The sequence below is a fragment of the Endozoicomonas sp. Z74 genome (genome assembly GCF_057680865.1).
On sequence record NZ_JBLYZI010000006.1, the window covers coordinates 1 to 15,490 of the forward strand.

11 protein-coding genes are annotated in these 15,490 nt (G+C 50.8%); 6 read left to right on the plus strand and 5 right to left on the minus strand.

The window, feature by feature from the left end:
- Positions 1–588 precede the first annotated feature (588 nt).
- From ACNRUY_RS02695 to ACNRUY_RS02705, 3 genes are all read right to left on the minus strand, one after another.
- Positions 589–1,848, minus strand: a complete 1,260-nt coding sequence (locus ACNRUY_RS02695; protein ID WP_488110099.1) for a Bcr/CflA family multidrug efflux MFS transporter — start codon at positions 1,846–1,848, stop codon at positions 589–591.
- A 380-nt stretch (positions 1,849–2,228) separates the two neighbouring features.
- Positions 2,229–4,226, minus strand: a complete 1,998-nt coding sequence (tkt, locus tag ACNRUY_RS02700) for a transketolase (protein ID WP_488110100.1) — start codon at positions 4,224–4,226, stop codon at positions 2,229–2,231.
- Between the two features lie 107 nt (positions 4,227–4,333).
- The gene (locus ACNRUY_RS02705; protein ID WP_488110101.1) at positions 4,334–5,767 is read right to left on the minus strand and encodes an Npt1/Npt2 family nucleotide transporter; all 1,434 of its coding nucleotides are present in this window, start codon (positions 5,765–5,767) and stop codon (positions 4,334–4,336) included.
- A 344-nt stretch (positions 5,768–6,111) separates the two neighbouring features.
- On the opposite strand from ACNRUY_RS02705, the gene ACNRUY_RS02710 reads away from it, so the two are divergent.
- Together ACNRUY_RS02710 and metK are read left to right on the plus strand one after the other, a co-directional pair.
- Positions 6,112–7,071, plus strand: coding sequence for an ArsR/SmtB family transcription factor (locus ACNRUY_RS02710; RefSeq protein WP_488110102.1), 960 nt, complete (start codon positions 6,112–6,114; stop codon positions 7,069–7,071).
- A gap of 53 nt (positions 7,072–7,124) precedes the next feature.
- Positions 7,125–8,303, plus strand: a complete 1,179-nt coding sequence (gene metK, locus ACNRUY_RS02715; protein WP_488110103.1) for a methionine adenosyltransferase — start codon at positions 7,125–7,127, stop codon at positions 8,301–8,303.
- 81 nt (positions 8,304–8,384) lie between these two features.
- Here the strand turns inward: metK and ACNRUY_RS02720 are convergent, their stop codons facing one another.
- Positions 8,385–9,161 (minus strand): hypothetical protein, encoded by a 777-nt coding sequence (locus ACNRUY_RS02720; RefSeq protein WP_488110104.1) that lies wholly within the window; start codon positions 9,159–9,161, stop codon positions 8,385–8,387.
- A 238-nt stretch (positions 9,162–9,399) separates the two neighbouring features.
- Between ACNRUY_RS02720 and ahcY the strand changes: the two genes are divergently transcribed.
- The 4 genes from ahcY to ACNRUY_RS02740 all read left to right on the plus strand — a co-directional run bounded on the left by ahcY (position 9,400) and on the right by ACNRUY_RS02740 (position 15,003).
- Positions 9,400–10,833 (plus strand): adenosylhomocysteinase, encoded by a 1,434-nt coding sequence (ahcY, locus tag ACNRUY_RS02725; RefSeq protein WP_488110105.1) that lies wholly within the window; start codon positions 9,400–9,402, stop codon positions 10,831–10,833.
- Between the two features lie 55 nt (positions 10,834–10,888).
- On the plus strand, positions 10,889–11,752 hold the full coding sequence (gene metF / locus ACNRUY_RS02730; protein WP_488110106.1) for a methylenetetrahydrofolate reductase [NAD(P)H]: 864 nt from the start codon (positions 10,889–10,891) through the stop codon (positions 11,750–11,752).
- A 115-nt stretch (positions 11,753–11,867) separates the two neighbouring features.
- Complete coding sequence (locus ACNRUY_RS02735; RefSeq protein ID WP_488110107.1) at positions 11,868–12,599, plus strand: 16S rRNA (uracil(1498)-N(3))-methyltransferase; 732 nt, start codon at positions 11,868–11,870, stop codon at positions 12,597–12,599.
- A 145-nt stretch (positions 12,600–12,744) separates the two neighbouring features.
- Positions 12,745–15,003, plus strand: a complete 2,259-nt coding sequence (locus ACNRUY_RS02740; protein WP_488110108.1) for an erythroblast transformation specific domain-containing protein — start codon at positions 12,745–12,747, stop codon at positions 15,001–15,003.
- Here the strand turns inward: ACNRUY_RS02740 and ACNRUY_RS02745 are convergent.
- Positions 14,975–15,448 (minus strand): chemotaxis protein CheW, encoded by a 474-nt coding sequence (locus tag ACNRUY_RS02745; RefSeq protein ID WP_488110109.1) that lies wholly within the window; start codon positions 15,446–15,448, stop codon positions 14,975–14,977. The genes ACNRUY_RS02740 and ACNRUY_RS02745 overlap by 29 nt on opposite strands.
- Between the last annotated feature and the right edge of the window lie 42 nt (positions 15,449–15,490).

The following is a 15,490-nucleotide window of genomic DNA, read 5'->3' on the forward strand; positions in this document are numbered from 1 at the left end:
AAGAACGCCAATGGAAACTCTGATAGATGGCAAAGAGATCTGGAAGGAAAAATTTGTAGCCTGAATTTGACCTGACAGACACCCTCTGAAAAATCGGTGACTGTCAGATCAGGTCTGAACTACTACATATGAGGCCATTGCCGTATTCAATCAATGGTCTTTTTCTTTTTTTGCACGGTATATATCAGTCTTCTGAGGATTCCTCTCTTAAATTTGATCACTTTAAACCCACTCTGTTTGCTCATGGGGTTAATGAATTCACGGTTTCCTATCAACGCAGCTGTAAAAAAGAAGTGCCGGTGTTGTTCAGTGGTTTTCCTGATCGGGAGTATGATTTGCTGACCTATGATGAACCCGGATTCCGGTGGAATACACTAAAGAATTTGAACTTGAGCGCTATGGTCCCAACTGATCCCATTTTACACCTGTGTGATGGCAGCTATTGGTTAAGGCCCAAGTCTTCGGAAGACTCCCATTTTTACTTCGTCATCTATAAGGGTAAGGTCTACCAGTATAAGCCTCTGGGGCGAATGATGGAGCATTAACTTGCTTCTGCCTCAATGGTGGCACATCCCTGTGCTTGCATCATCAATTAGCCTCGACGCTGGCTTCTTTATTGATTACATCCTCTTCCACAACCCGGCCTTCGTCTTTTACCAGCAGCAGTGAGGTTACCGACAGCAGTCCGCACACAGCCATTACGGATGCCATGGGAATGGCTGTGTCGTTGTGGAAAAAGCCAACCAGCCCCCCGGCAACACCACCAATGGTAAAGCGCAATGCACCCGCCAGGGCATTGGCCGTCCCCGCGGATTTCGGGAAATGAGCCAGGGCCAGGGCATTGGAGTTGGGGCCGGTAAAGCCAATGCAGGCAATGTAGAAAGCGATGGGGACCATCAATCCTGGCAGCCCACCAAGCCCGGTGAGCGTGTTAAACAACAGCACCATTGCAGCGAAAGCGGCTATAAAGCAGCCTGAACGTAAAATAGAGAACAGTTGAAAACTCCCTACCAGCCGCATATTGGCCATATTGGTAACGCCCATGGCCAGAATATTAACCGCAAACAGCAACCCGTAGTTTTCCGGTGCGATCCCGAACAGCTCAATATAGACGAAGGGCGAGCCGGTGATGAAGGCAAACATGCCACCGAAGAAAAACGCATGACAGAGAATGCAACCCATGGCTTCCCGGTTTTTCAGGATATTCAGGTAATTCAATGCCAGCTCCGGGGGCGAGACCACCAGGCGCTGCTCTTTCGGTAGCGTCTCTTTCACTCTGAGAATGGCGAGAAGCATGGACAGGCAGGCCATCAGCGCCAGAAACAGGAACAGGCTGGGCCAGCCGAAAAACTTCAGAATCTGTCCACCCAGTAATGGGGCGACCAAGGGTGCCACGGTCATCACCATAAGAATTGATGAAAGTGCCCTGGCCACCTGTTCTCTGGGAAAAAGGTCGCGGATCATGGCCGGGATGGTAACCATGATGGCGGCCCCCGCCGTGGCCTGAAGTATTCTGACAATGATCAACTGCGTTGCATTGGTGCACAGTGCCGCCAGGATGTTGGTGAGGATATAGAATACGATTCCGGGGAACATAACCGCCCGGCGACCAAAGCGGTCAGAAAGTGGACCGCACACCAGCTGACTGAGGGCGAAACCAATGGTGTAAGCACTCAGTGTGTATTGTATCCGGCTCAGAGGCTCCCCCATGCTTTCGGCAATGGCCGGCATGGCAGGGAGATAAAGGTCGATGGCCAGAGGCCCAAGGGCGGTCAGGGCGCCCAGCGTGAGGATCAGAAATAGGCGATCGCTCCTGTTGTTCTCTTTACAGAGAGTGGAATTGGTCATTAAGCAGGCCCGAATTGTCGAAGGTTTACAGGATTTGCCAGCACTCAACCGGCTTGTGAGCCCAACCGCTGTAGTTCCCGGTAGGTATTCGACTGTCGTCGAATGTTTAGTGAGAAGAGGTGTAATGCTCGTCCGGGTTTTTCTGAAAAAGCTATTTCGTTATGGACGGAGGGAGACTACATCGATTTATAGTTTATACGGCTATAAACAATTCTTTCATAAAAGCAATGGGTGATAAATAGTTAGCAATACGCGTTTTGGAAGGACTTACTAAAGATTTACACAGGGCGTTTCAGGAGGAGGGGAGGAAGTAAAAAGCCAGTATAAGTCAATCGTCTTATACTGGCTTTGTGGGTTTGTGACGCCTGGTGGCTTAGGGATTAATCCAGAATATCTTCTGCAGCGGCGACGATATTCTCAACGGTAAATCCGAAGTAGGGGAACAGGTCACCGGCCGGTGCAGATTCCCCGAAGGTGGTCATGCCGATGACGCGACCATCCAGGCCAACGTATTTGTACCAGAAGTCTGCGGCGGCCGCTTCAATGGCAATGCGGGCTGGCACTTCCAGGGGCAGAACCTGTTGCTTGTACTCGGCATCCTGGGCATCAAACACATCCGTGGAGGGCATGGAAACCACGCGAACCTTACGGCCCTGCTCAGTCAGTTTGGCCTCGGCGTTCATTGCCAGCTCTACTTCGGAACCGGTGGCAATCAGAATGAGTTCTGGCATACCCATGCAGTCTTTCAGGATGTAGCCACCGCGCTCAATACTGGCCAGTTGCTCGTCACTGCGGGACATGCAGGGGAGGCCCTGACGGGAGAAGATCAATGCACTCGGGCCATCTTCTCTTTCAATGGCATGTTTCCAGGCAACGGCAGATTCGACCGTGTCACAGGGGCGCCAAGCGTTCACGTTGGGCGTCAGGCGCAGGCTGGCGATCTGTTCCACAGGCTGGTGGGTTGGGCCATCTTCACCCAGGCCGATGGAGTCGTGGGTGTATACCTGAATGGAGCGCTTCTTCATCAGGGCCGCCATGCGCACAGCGTTGCAGGCGTATTCCATGAAGACCAGGAAGGTGGCGCCATAGGGAACAAAACCACCGTGCAGGGCGATACCGTTCATCATGGCAGTCATGCCGAACTCACGGACACCGTAGAACAGGTAGTTGCCATCGGCATCTTCCGGCTTGATGCCTTTGGATCCGCTCCAGATCGTCAGGTTGGAACCGGCCAGGTCGGCAGAGCCACCCAGCAGTTCTGGCAGCATGGGGCCATAGGCATTCAGAGTGTTCTGAGAAGCCTTTCGGCTGGCGACTTTTTCGCCCTGTTCCTGGCAGGATTTGATGTAAGCGGTGGCTTTTTCTGCAAAATCCCCAGGCAGTTCACCTTTCTGGCGACGGACAAACTCTGCAGCAAGTTCCGGGTAAGCGGCCTGGTAAGCGGCAAATTTTTCATTCCAGCTGGTTTCTTTAGCGGCACCGGCTTCTTTGGCATCCCACTGGCTGTAAATGTCGGTTGGGACTTCGAAAGGTGCGTGGCTCCAGCCCAGACGCTCACGGGTCAGTTTGATTTCTTCATCGCCCAGTGGTGCGCCATGGCAGTCTTCCTTGCCTTCTTTATTGGGAGAGCCAAAGCCGATCACGGTCTTGCAGCAGATCAGGGAAGGCTTGCCGGTCTCAGCGCGGGCGGCCTCAACAGCGGCCTTGATGGCCTCTGGGTCATGGCCATCCACCGCGGGTACTACGTGCCAGTTGTAGGCCTCAAACCGTTTAACGGTATCATCGGTGAACCAGCCTTCTACTTCACCGTCAATGGAGATGCCGTTGTCGTCATAGAACGCAATCAGTTTGCCCAGGCCCAGGGTGCCTGCCAGAGAGCAGACTTCGTGGGAAATACCTTCCATCATGCAGCCATCGCCCATAAACACGTAGGTGTTATGGTCGACAATCTCGTGGCCTTTCCGGTTGAACTGGGCTGCCAGTGCTTTTTCGGCCGCTGCCATGCCCACCGCATTGGCAATGCCCTGCCCCAGCGGGCCGGTAGTGGTTTCAATACCCGGTGCATAGCCGTATTCCGGGTGTCCGGCGGTTTTGGAGTGCAGCTGCCGGAAGTTTTTCAGGTCATCAATGCTGAGGTCATAGCCGGTCAGGTGCAGCAGTGAGTACAGCAGCATGGAGCCATGACCATTGGACAGAACAAAACGGTCACGATCAGCCCAGTCCGGGTTGGCGGGGTTGTGGTTCAGGTAATCACGCCACAGTACTTCGGCAATGTCCGCCATCCCCATGGGGGCTCCGGGGTGGCCGGACTTGGCTTTCTGGACGGCGTCCATGCTGAGGGCGCGGATGGCATTGGCAAGCTCACGACGTGAGGACATGGGAATCTTTGCTCCTGGGGATCCAGTCAGTTTGAAGTCGGCGGGTATTTTAAAGCCTCAGGGGGCAAACGTGAAACCCAAAGCTGAGGAAACTTAATGCCCGGGCTTTATTTTTCTCCGACTTTGGCATGATAACGCCTGCCCAGGTGTTTTATTGCGATAAACCAGAGGCCCAGGGCCAGCAGAAACGCCCCTGCCAGCCAGGACATGGCCAGTGTCAGCGAACCAAAAATGATAATCAGCAGCTGTTGGAACACAGAGCTGCCGGATTTTCCCAGGCGGCTGACCACCAGTTCAATGGCGGCTTTTCCCTTGTATTTCTGCTCATTATTCAGGGGAATAAAGGTGATTTCTTTGGTGGCATCAAAGAAGGTGTATTTGGCTGATTTGCCCAGTGCATTGCACAACATGCCAATTTGCAAACCGATCAGGGGCAGGTCAATCGTAAAGAGCCCCAGAAGGTTGATATGGGTTTCACCGCACAGGGTCAGTATAAAAAAAGGCAGTGCTGTTCCTGCCAGAATGATGGGAGTGGCCAGGGCTGCTGCCTGCCAGCTGATATTCATTAAGGCGGGTGTGAGCAGTCCGCATGCCAGGCTGCCAACACCATTGATCATGGCTACTTTGCCCATGAACATGGAGTATTCGGTTTCCGACGGGTAGATTTGAACCAGCTGACTTTTCCAGGCGACTTCCACCATATTAATGGCAATGCAGTAGGACAACATAACCAGGGCGATGCTGCACAAGTAGGGGCATCGTGCCAGGTATCGGGTACTGGCCATCAATGGCAGGCTGGTGGTGGAGTGTTGAATGTCGGTTTCTGGCTGCGCTTTTTCCAGGCCCTGCCGGTGACAGTACTCGTAGAGGAGTACAATGCAAAGTCCGAAAAGGGTAAAAAACCACGAGAGGAGGTTCAGGCTGCCCTGCCAGCCGGAACCTGAGGCGCCTGTCGATACACAGTAATACAGCAGTGGACCGGAAATCATGGAGGCGCTGTTCCCGACCATGGTAATGACCGGATAATTTCGGGTGGCACTCTGAATGCTGCTCACATCGTTCACGGCGGTCCAGAAAAGGAGACAGATGACGGCTGAACTCCAGAGTTCTGCCAGGGCAAAAAAAAGGGTTAAAGGCCAGTAATAAATCATCCCGGAAATAAACTGCAGGTGTTCCGGAAGATGGTCGCTTAGCTTCTGGAGTATTCCCTGAGGGGCAAAGTACTCAAGGTTTGGGTAGATCGCGAAGGAAAAAAGAGGCATCCAGATAAGAAAGGGGGTCAGCGAAATATAGAACAGTAGACGTTTGTTAAGCCGGTTAGCCAGAAAGCTGTAACTGACCAGAAACAGAAAAGCGACGGGCATGACCACGCAAAGCTTCACAAAAGGAATCGCTTCTGCCCCAAGCCGGGTAATCAGCAATGACTCTTTCAGGTTCCACAGAATATCGAAATTGAAGATACAGCACGCCATCATGGCAATCTGTGAAAGAAGTATCGGATTTCTGCGGGAATCGGGAGGATGAAGTCTGAATGAAGTCATAAACCGTTTTATTATTTCCGACAGTCAAACAGCTAATAAAAACAGCCGTAAAAAAGGTGAAAAGAGATAACCGTGCCAGGTCGCAGCGCCTTGATTTCAAGTTGATATGTGAAAACAGGTGCTAATGATGCTTATCCCACGGCTTTCCTAAGTGAATGGCTACCCCCTGTTGATTTCGGATAGCCACTGCCAAGGCAGGATAAATATAGTGCAGTGGCACCGATCGTTTCGCTTTCTTTACTCTATATCAAAAGATTTTGATATAGGTTGACGATCTTGCTAGACTCCATTTCCAATACTAGGCAAAAAGTCAATTTTCATTCTTGGTGCTAAAAGGTAAAAGGATGGCAGAAGCACTGGATCAGCTGGCCGTGCTGGGTAAGGCGTTTGGTGATGCCTTGAGGCTTCAGGTGCTCAGGGTTCTCAGTACAGAATCTCTGGGGGTGCTTGAACTCAGTGGTGTGTTTGAAATGCGTCAGCCAGCCATGAGTCACCACCTGAAAGTGCTGGCTCAGGCAGGGCTGGTATCGACTCGCAAAGAAGGCAATACCGTCTTTTATCGCCGGGCACTGCCCCCTTCAGGAAGTGTTCTGGAGGCTACCGTGCGTTCTTTACTGCAGGCAGTGGATAACATTCCGTTATCGGAAGATCAGGCTGCCAGGTTGGAGGCGATTCGTCGACACCGCTCAGAACAGTCAAAGGCGTTTTTTGCCCGGAATGTTGACCAGTTTCGGCAGCATCAGGAATTAATTGCTGATCATGACCTGTATGCCCGCACTGTGTCAGAGCTGATCGAGAGCACCCGGTTTCCCGGGGAAGATAAAGCGCTTGAGCTTGGTCCTGGGGAAGGGGCGTTTCTGGAGACGCTCAGCCATTGCTTTCAATCGGTTTATGCGGTGGACAATTCAGAAGCAATGCTCACCTGCTCAAGGGAACGAGTGCGACAGCGGAATATCGAGAATGTCACTTTTGTCCATGGCGAGATCCAGGAGCTGAACGCCATGGCAGGAGAGTTTGACTGCATTGTTACCAACATGGTGCTGCACCATGTGCCCAGCCCTGGGGATATCTTTCACTGGGCATCGGTGCTGCTTAAGCCCGGAGGTAGCTTGCTGGTCAGTGACCTCAGTCACCATGACCAGCAGTGGGTGAAAGACTCCTGTGGTGATCTGTGGCTGGGTTTCAGTGCTGAAGAGCTGAGCCTCTGGGCCGAAGAGTCGGGTCTGGTCAATGGTGAGTCCCAGTACCTGGGATTGCGTAATGGTTTTCAGATTCAGGTAAGGCGTTTTTTCCTTCCGGGATAAGCGCTGTATCTGAGTCTATTGTGAAAAGAATTTTGAAAGAGGTTTAAGCGATCATGGCTGAATACTCACTGTTTACGTCTGAGTCCGTGTCTGAGGGGCATCCGGACAAAATTGCGGACCAGATTTCCGATGCGATTCTTGATGCCATCATCAAAGATGATCCGGAAGCCCGCGTTGCTGTGGAAACCATGGTAAAAACCGGCATGGTTATTGTTGCCGGTGAAGTGCGTACTGAGACCTACGTCGATATTGAAGAGCTGGTGCGCAAGGTCGTTATGGACATTGGTTATAACAATGGCGACCTGGGTTTTGATGGTGAGTGTGTTGCGGTGCTGAACGCCATTGGCAAGCAGTCTCCGGATATTGCGGTTGGTGTGGATGAAACCGAGCATCACGAACAGGGGGCTGGTGATCAGGGGCTTATGTTTGGTTACGCCACCAATGAAACCCCGGTACTGATGCCTGCGCCAATTTATTACTCCCACGAGCTGGTCAAGCGCCAGGCTGAGCTGCGCAAAAATGGCACCCTGCCCTGGTTGCGCCCGGACGCGAAAAGTCAGGTGACCATGCGTTACGACAGTGAAGGCAAGGTTCAGAGTGTGGATGCCGTGGTTCTGTCGACACAACACGACCCGGATGTTTCTCTCGAAGAGATCCGTGAGCAGGTTCTTGAGCAGATCATCAAACCGGTCTTCCCTGCTCAGTGGCTCCATGAAGACACCAAGTACCACATTAACCCAACCGGTATTTTTGTCATTGGTGGCCCTGTGGGTGACTGTGGCCTGACCGGCCGCAAGATTATCGTGGACACTTATGGTGGCATGGCCCGTCATGGTGGCGGTGCATTCTCTGGTAAGGATCCGTCCAAGGTGGATCGTTCTGCTGCTTACGCCGGCCGCTATGTAGCGAAGAACATCGTGGCTGCAGGCCTTGCGGACCGCTGTGAGATTCAGGTTTCCTATGCCATTGGCGTTTCTGAGCCAACCTCCATTTCCATCAACACCTTTGGTACTGGCAAGCTTGGCCCAGGAAAAGTGTCTGATGATCGTATTGCTGAACTGGTGCGGGAATACTTTGACCTGCGTGCCGGTGGCCTGGTGAAAATGCTGGATCTGAAACGTCCTATTTACCGGGCTACCGCCGCTTATGGCCACTTTGGTCGTGAAGAGACTGAGTTTACCTGGGAGCAGACGGATAAAGCGGATGCTTTGCGTGCCGCTGCCGGGCTGTGACCAGAAGAGGCTGTAAAGCCATAGTCGTACACAGTATGACTATGGCTTTATGGGTAAGAGTAAACATATGGTTTCAGTCGCTCAGTCTTTCTTTGTTTTTGGCGTAAATGCGAGAGTGAATAATAAACCTAAATAATTCAATGGAGTGAGTGCAATACGGGTTGCCCAGTCGCACCAGTTTTCATAGGTCTGCCATTGGCCATTGGCGATGGGCGGTGCGGTCGCTCCTTCCTCTTCCACCTCTCCTTTTTGTGTCGGTTGGGCCAGTGTTAGCCCGCATGTTCCCTTCATATACTGTTTTGTATTTAGCTTCCAACAATTGTTAGCAGCATTGAAAAAAAACACAATTTGATCCCAAGTGTCACCAGTAAAGATGGTTGCAATGTCGACAAGTGTTGTGTCTGGCTCGCCTTGATCTTTCGGTTCGCTTTGTATGGTCTGCTTTTCCTCCTGGCTGCCTTCTTCCTCTTCGTCCTCACCGGACTGTTGGGTTGTTGGAGGGCTGGGTATATGAATGGGGGGATATCCCTCCGGTAAATTGAAAGATATTGCCAGATTTCCTGGTTGGAATACATTGTCTGTTTCATCTGCAGTATGACCGATGATGAACAGATTATTTTCGGGAACGGCAATCGACAGTTTGCCATGTACCACCAGATAAAAATATAGGGATTTCACCCATGAAGGAGTGTTGTCGCTAATGAATACGTGGTCCTTAAAGGAAATTAGCAGGCTTTTTCCCTGTTTATTGGTTGCATCGAAATACTGATCAAAATTTTCAGGCCAAGCCATGGCCAGCTTTGAAGTCAGTAGGGTTATCAAAAAGGCAATAACACGGATACAAGATAAATGCTTCATAACAGCTCGGCATACGATAGTTAAGGCAATGACCGTTTAGTGTAGAAGTTTATTGGCGGATTGCCCGAAAAATACAAGACAACTCGCCCGAAAAATCGGACACTGTGAGCGAGTGCTCACAAGATATGGGTGCCATGATGTGAAGTCCTTTTATCTATATCAAAAAATATTGATATAGGTCTGTAGCGCTGCTAGACTCCGGAATAATTCGGATAATACGCAGAACAGGATACCCTCCATGAGCACCAACCCTGATGTAACTGCCGGTTTTGACAGCTCTCCATCCGTTCAAGACTGCTTACCGGTTCAGGACTACCGTGTGGCTGATATTGCTCTGGCGGACTGGGGCCGCCAGGAAATCCAGATTGCGGAAGGTGAAATGCCGGCATTGATGGCCATTCGTGCCAAATACCGGAACCAGCAGCCCCTTAAAGGGGCGAAAATCATGGGTTGTATCCATATGACCATCCAGACCGCAGTGCTGATTGAAACGCTGGTGGAGCTGGGGGCCGAGGTGCGCTGGTCATCCTGTAATATTTTCTCCACTCAGGATCATGCCGCTGCCGCCATTGCTGCCGCCGGCATTCCGGTGTTTGCCTGGAAAGGAGAAACCGAGGACGAGTTCTGGTGGTGTATTGAGCAGACGGTTCTGGATGGTAAGGGCAAGCCTTGGAACGCCAATATGGTGCTGGATGATGGAGGCGACCTGACATTATTGCTGCACGATAAGTACCCAGAGCTGCTGGAGGGTATACACGGTATCTCGGAAGAGACTACGACAGGTGTTCACCGCCTGCTGGAGATGCTGGAAAAAGGTACCCTGAAAGTACCCGCCATTAATGTCAATGACGCGGTTACCAAGAGCAAGAACGATAATAAATACGGCTGCCGTCATTCGTTAAACGATGCCATCAAGCGTGCCACTGACCATCTGCTGGCCGGTAAGAAAGCACTGGTTATCGGCTATGGCGATGTGGGTAAGGGCTCTGCTGCTTCCCTGCGTCAGGAAGGCATGATCGTCAAGGTTTCCGAGATCGACCCCATATGTGCCATGCAGGCCTGTATGGATGGGTTTGAAGTGGTCTCCCCCTATGTGGATGGACGCAATGATGGGACTGAGGCTTCTCTCAACAGGGCATTGCTGGCAAATACAGATCTTCTGGTGACCACAACGGGTAATGTTCATGTGTGCGACCGCCATATGCTCAAAGCCTTGAAAAGCAGCTGTGTGGTCTGCAATATTGGCCACTTTGATACCGAGATTGATACCGGCTTCATGAGGGAGGCTTGGGAGTGGCAGGAGATTAAACCCCAGGTCCACAAAATCTGGCGTGATAAAGCGACAGGAGACCACTTGATTCTGTTGTCTGAAGGCCGCCTGGTGAACCTGGGTAATGCTACCGGTCATCCGTCGCGTATTATGGACGGCTCTTTTGCCAACCAGGTCCTGGCCCAGATTCATCTGTTTGAAGCAAAATTTGCCGGGCTGCCTCCTGAGCAAAAGGCAGAAAAACTCAGTGTCACGGTGCTGCCCAAGCATCTGGATGAAGAAGTGGCCAGTTATATGGTACAGGGCTTCGGGGGTGTCATCACCGGATTGACCCAGGAGCAGGCGGACTACATCAATGTGCCCGTCGCCGGCCCCTTCAAGAACGACGATTACAAGTATTAAAGCGATAACAGGCTGGTGGCCACGGCTGCCAGCTTTATAAAAGACAGTGAATACTATGGCCAGTACAACAAAGAATAAAACCCCTGTCAGTTTTGAGTTTTTTCCCACAAAAACCGAAGAGGGAGCAAGGAAGCTGGAACAGAATGCGCTTCGACTGGCGCACTATCAACCGGATTTTTTTTCGGTCACTTATGGGGCCGGTGGTTCCACCCGTGATCGCACCCTGGAAACCGTACTGTCAACCCAGAGCCAGACCCGTGTTGCCACGGCTCCTCACCTTTCCTGTGTAGGGGACTCCCAGGAGCAGATCAAAGAGCTGCTGAAGTTTTATCAGAAGGAAGGCATTAACCGGATTGTTGCCCTGCGTGGAGACCTGCCCTCAGGTATGGGGCGTGATACCGGTGAGTTGCGATACGCTAATGAGCTGGTGGAATTTATCCGGTCACAGACCGGGAACCACTTTCACATTGAGGTGGCAGCTTATCCGGAAGTTCATCCCCAGGCGGCGAATATGGAAAAGGATCTGCTGAACTTCAGGCGAAAAGTGGAAGCGGGTGCCAATTCTGCCATTACCCAGTACTTTTTTAATGCCGACAGCTATTTTTATTTTCTGGAAAAAGTTCAGGCGCTTGGGCTTGAGGTGCCGGTAACTCCGGGTATTATGCCGATCACCAACTACACCCGGCTTGCCCGGTTTTCCGATGCCTGTGGTGCAGAAATCCCCAGGTGGGTCCGTAAGCAGCTGGAAGCTTACGGTGATGATATTGACAGTATTCGTAAGTTTGGTGAAGAGGTGGTGACCGGGCTCTGTGAAAAACTGCTGGCGGGAGGGGCTCCGGGCCTGCATTTTTACACCCTTAACCAGGCAGCACCCTGTGAAGCCATCTGTAATAATTTAGGCTTGGCAAACCAGAGTTAAGAAATTCCAGACAAACCAGCACAGCTGATTGGCTGTTGCTGGTTCAATCCGCCATGCCTGCCGGGCAGGATTCCCGCTATAATGCCACCCCTTTCGTTCATTGATCCGTGTCAACATGAAAAATCCCCGAATTTATTCTGCACAGCCACTTCAGGCGGGTGCCTCCATTGAGCTGACGGAAAGTGCTGCCAATCATGTGGGGCGGGTATTGCGGATGAAGCCCGGCGAACCGTTGATCCTGTTTAACGGTGAAGGGGGAGCCTGGCAGAGCCAAATCGAGTCGGTCACCAAGAAAACCGTGCTGGTCCAGGTTGGAACATTCCAGGAAGGGGATGCCCAGTCCCCCCTGAGAGTCGAGCTGGGACAAACCCTCAGCCGCGGGGAGCGAATGGATTATGCCATTCAGAAAGCGACGGAAGCGGGAGTCTCTGACATCACACCTCTGTTCAGTGAGCGATGTGAGGTCCGGCTGAACAATGAGCGTCAGGAAAAGCGACTGAAGCATTGGCAGCAAGTGGCCATCAGTGCCTGTGAGCAGTGTGGTCGTAACATTGTACCGGTGATTCATCCTCCGGTCCGCCTGGAAGACTGGCTGGCTTCTCGAACCACAGCACTGAATTTTGTGCTTCATCACCGCACGGAGAAAAAGCTGGAAGGTTATCAGCGACCGGATTCTGTTTCTTTGCTCATTGGGCCAGAAGGTGGTTTGACGGAAGCTGAAATAGCACTGGCACAAGCCAGTGAGTTTCATCCTCTGGCGCTGGGCCCGAGGGTGCTTCGCACTGAGACGGCACCGGTGGTGGCCCTGTCATTGTTGAACTATCTCTGGGGGGATCTAGGCTGTTAGCCTGCTTTTTGAGTTACCGGCTCAAGCTGTTCACCATTGATGTGTATTGCTTAAAGCAGGTGGAGCCTCTGGCAAGTGGAACCTTTCTGTGTTTGTGGACTCAATAAGTGTTTAGTTTGACTGAACTCCACAGAGAGGTAGCTGTATGCAGGGGGTGGCTGGGCCGGGAGGTTCTGATATCGGGTTATCAATGACCTGGGTTGAACGCGAGGTGATCTCAAAGGCTGAAGTGGGGCGAGTTTTTAATGTTATTTCAGGGGATAAGTTGAGTTCCGTCGGGATCCCTGCCAGCCTCAGAAGTCATTTGTTATCTGGTGCTCAGGACGCATTAAAGACCGTCAGGGACTGGGGGATCAAGGCCCTGCGTTTTTACCTGCCCCCAGATGAATTAAGCAACTGGCAGTTTTGCTTTCAATCTGAGGAGAAGCCCCTGACAGATCTGAAGATTGAGGTAAGTAATACCAATGATTTGGAGTCATTTGCCTATGTACCGGTCAGTGGTGCTGTATCTGACGATCAATTGATCACCGTACCAAGTATGTCAAATGTGGTGACCGGAAAAAGGCTGGTTCTGACCAATAGATCGGGTACGACTATTGGTTTGATGTCACCAAAAAGAGAAAAGTGTCTCAAACAAGAGGTATGGCTATATGAAAATCAGTCAGTCCTGCTTGAGGCAGATAAGCATGAAGGGAAAGACTTTTGGAAAGTAGCAGGAAAAACCGACTCATTGAAAGCAAGCCTTGATACCAATCCACTGTTAAGAGAGTCGGGGCCAGTCTTTTATTACGAAGATAAATACAAACAACTTCAGGCTTTAGATCATGAAAACGATGGTGAACCGCACTTGACGCTTTCAGTGATCAGAGAACGGTTGGCCAGCAAATTATCGAAGATCCCATTTGTATGCTCTTCTTCAGAAGAAGATATGAATAGGTTTATCGAAAGTTTGATGATCAAAGTCTCAGAGGAAGAAGTTAATAAAGATGGATGTTTTGTTTACGAAGACCCAAATTCCAATCATTCAATTGCAGTAGGGCTGTCTACCCGGGGGAATACTGTTTACTGTTATCTTCATGACCCCCTTGGGGTAGAGTCTAAAGTGGCAAAGTCCATAAGAAAAGTGATATCAGGTCAGGTAAATACCGTTTGCAAAGATAAAAAAGTTTGTTTTTTATGCCCTGAAGAAAAGTTTCAAAAAGACTACAATAGCTGTGGTCTTTATGCGATAAGCCTTGCCAGGATGATGGAGGATGATCATGAACTGGTGGTGAATTTATTTCAGGATTCTGATATACAAGACCTTCCAGGGGATCCTGATTTCAGGACATTATCCATAAAGAGACTTCCTGCACGTTTGTTAAAGTTGACTCAGTCTCCAGAACTTCTGACTGAAGGTCAGCTTGATGCTCCTGTCACTAAGACCGCTATTACGCTTCGGGAATATTTAAAATACTATGAAAAAGAGTTGGTTTACCTTGACTCTAAGAAGACATGGAGTCTGGCTCCTCTGGCCAAACGGTACAAGCATCTCTGTCAGTATTTAAACTACAGGGGACAACAGGGTGAAGCCATAGAGCCTGCTCTTGAAAAAATGACGATTCCATTAGGGAGGAAGGATAATAACCCTCAAGCACAGGAAACACCTACGTACAAAAGAAAGAGTGCCAGAGAAAAGAAGGAGCGGTTTCAGTTTGGTTCTGAAGTGGTATTTGTAAAACAAGATGATGATGGTAGTCGCGTCCAGGAGCCAATGGAAACTCCTGGTAGCAGCAAAGTGGTGATGGATGATGTACATCTCTCTGATTCAGGTGGCTCCCTTCCTGAAAGAGCTTTGGGGAAAAAAGCCAAAAAACGTAAGTTAAATAAAGAGGTTGAGGGTAAGGTCAGTTCAATAGAGCTGCGAAAGTCAGAACGGCTGCCAGACTTCCTGCTGCGGCTGCTCAACGATCCTGATCATTATGGCTCCACGATTCTCTGGCAAAATGAAGGGTATTTCAAAGTAGTTGATTCGGGCAAGTTAGCAGAAATATGGGGAGCTCAAAGGGGAAAGCCTAATATGAATTTTGAGAAATTCAGCCGGGCAATGCGTTACCTCTATAAAGATGGTGTACTGGAGTCAGTCAAGGGCAAGTTAATATATCGGTTTGCAGTGGATGAACAGGGGCTGGTCAAATGGCGTAGGACTATTACGCCAAAACCCAGAGGGAAAAAAGCCAAAATGCGAACGGTGGCTGAAGTTACACCCGTTGACTGGGCTCAGCCTGGTACCAGTAAAGAGCAACAACCATTGCCATCAACCAGCACTTTAATCAGGACTAAATCTGGTGGGGAGAAGTTGCTACTAACCCTTTTCTCGCGGGCTACCAAACCGGTTATTGAGCCACAGGAGCCACCTCAGTGATGGTCTCTTCCAGGAGTTGCTCCAGAGTTGCCAGATCCGGAATGGAGGCGGGGATATCCCTCATCATCACCCGGTGTTTTTCCATAGGGCCGGGCTCCTCTGCAGAATTCCGGACCTCTTCTCTCATCAGGGTCAGTGGCTGTGGTATGCCCTGGATAACCATAGCGTAAAAGGGAAGGAGCTCACTTTTGGTGGTCCGGTTCATAATCGCGATGCGATTGGAGGCAGAAAATTCAGCAAACCGACCCTGATTCATTCGCTCAAAAGAAACCACCGGAATCTTCTGTCCCCGCCATAAAACATCCCCAAGCAGCCAGTCCGTTTCTGAATAATTGTCTTCAGGGCGACTGTAATCCTGCACTTCTGCAATACAGGCGGTTGGCAGCAGCAGAGGCCTCTGCTGCATAGGCACCAGAATGGATGAAATCGATGGGATGCCAGGCATGCTTACCTCTCAATCATTTTACGGTTCGCGGGGCTCTGGAGC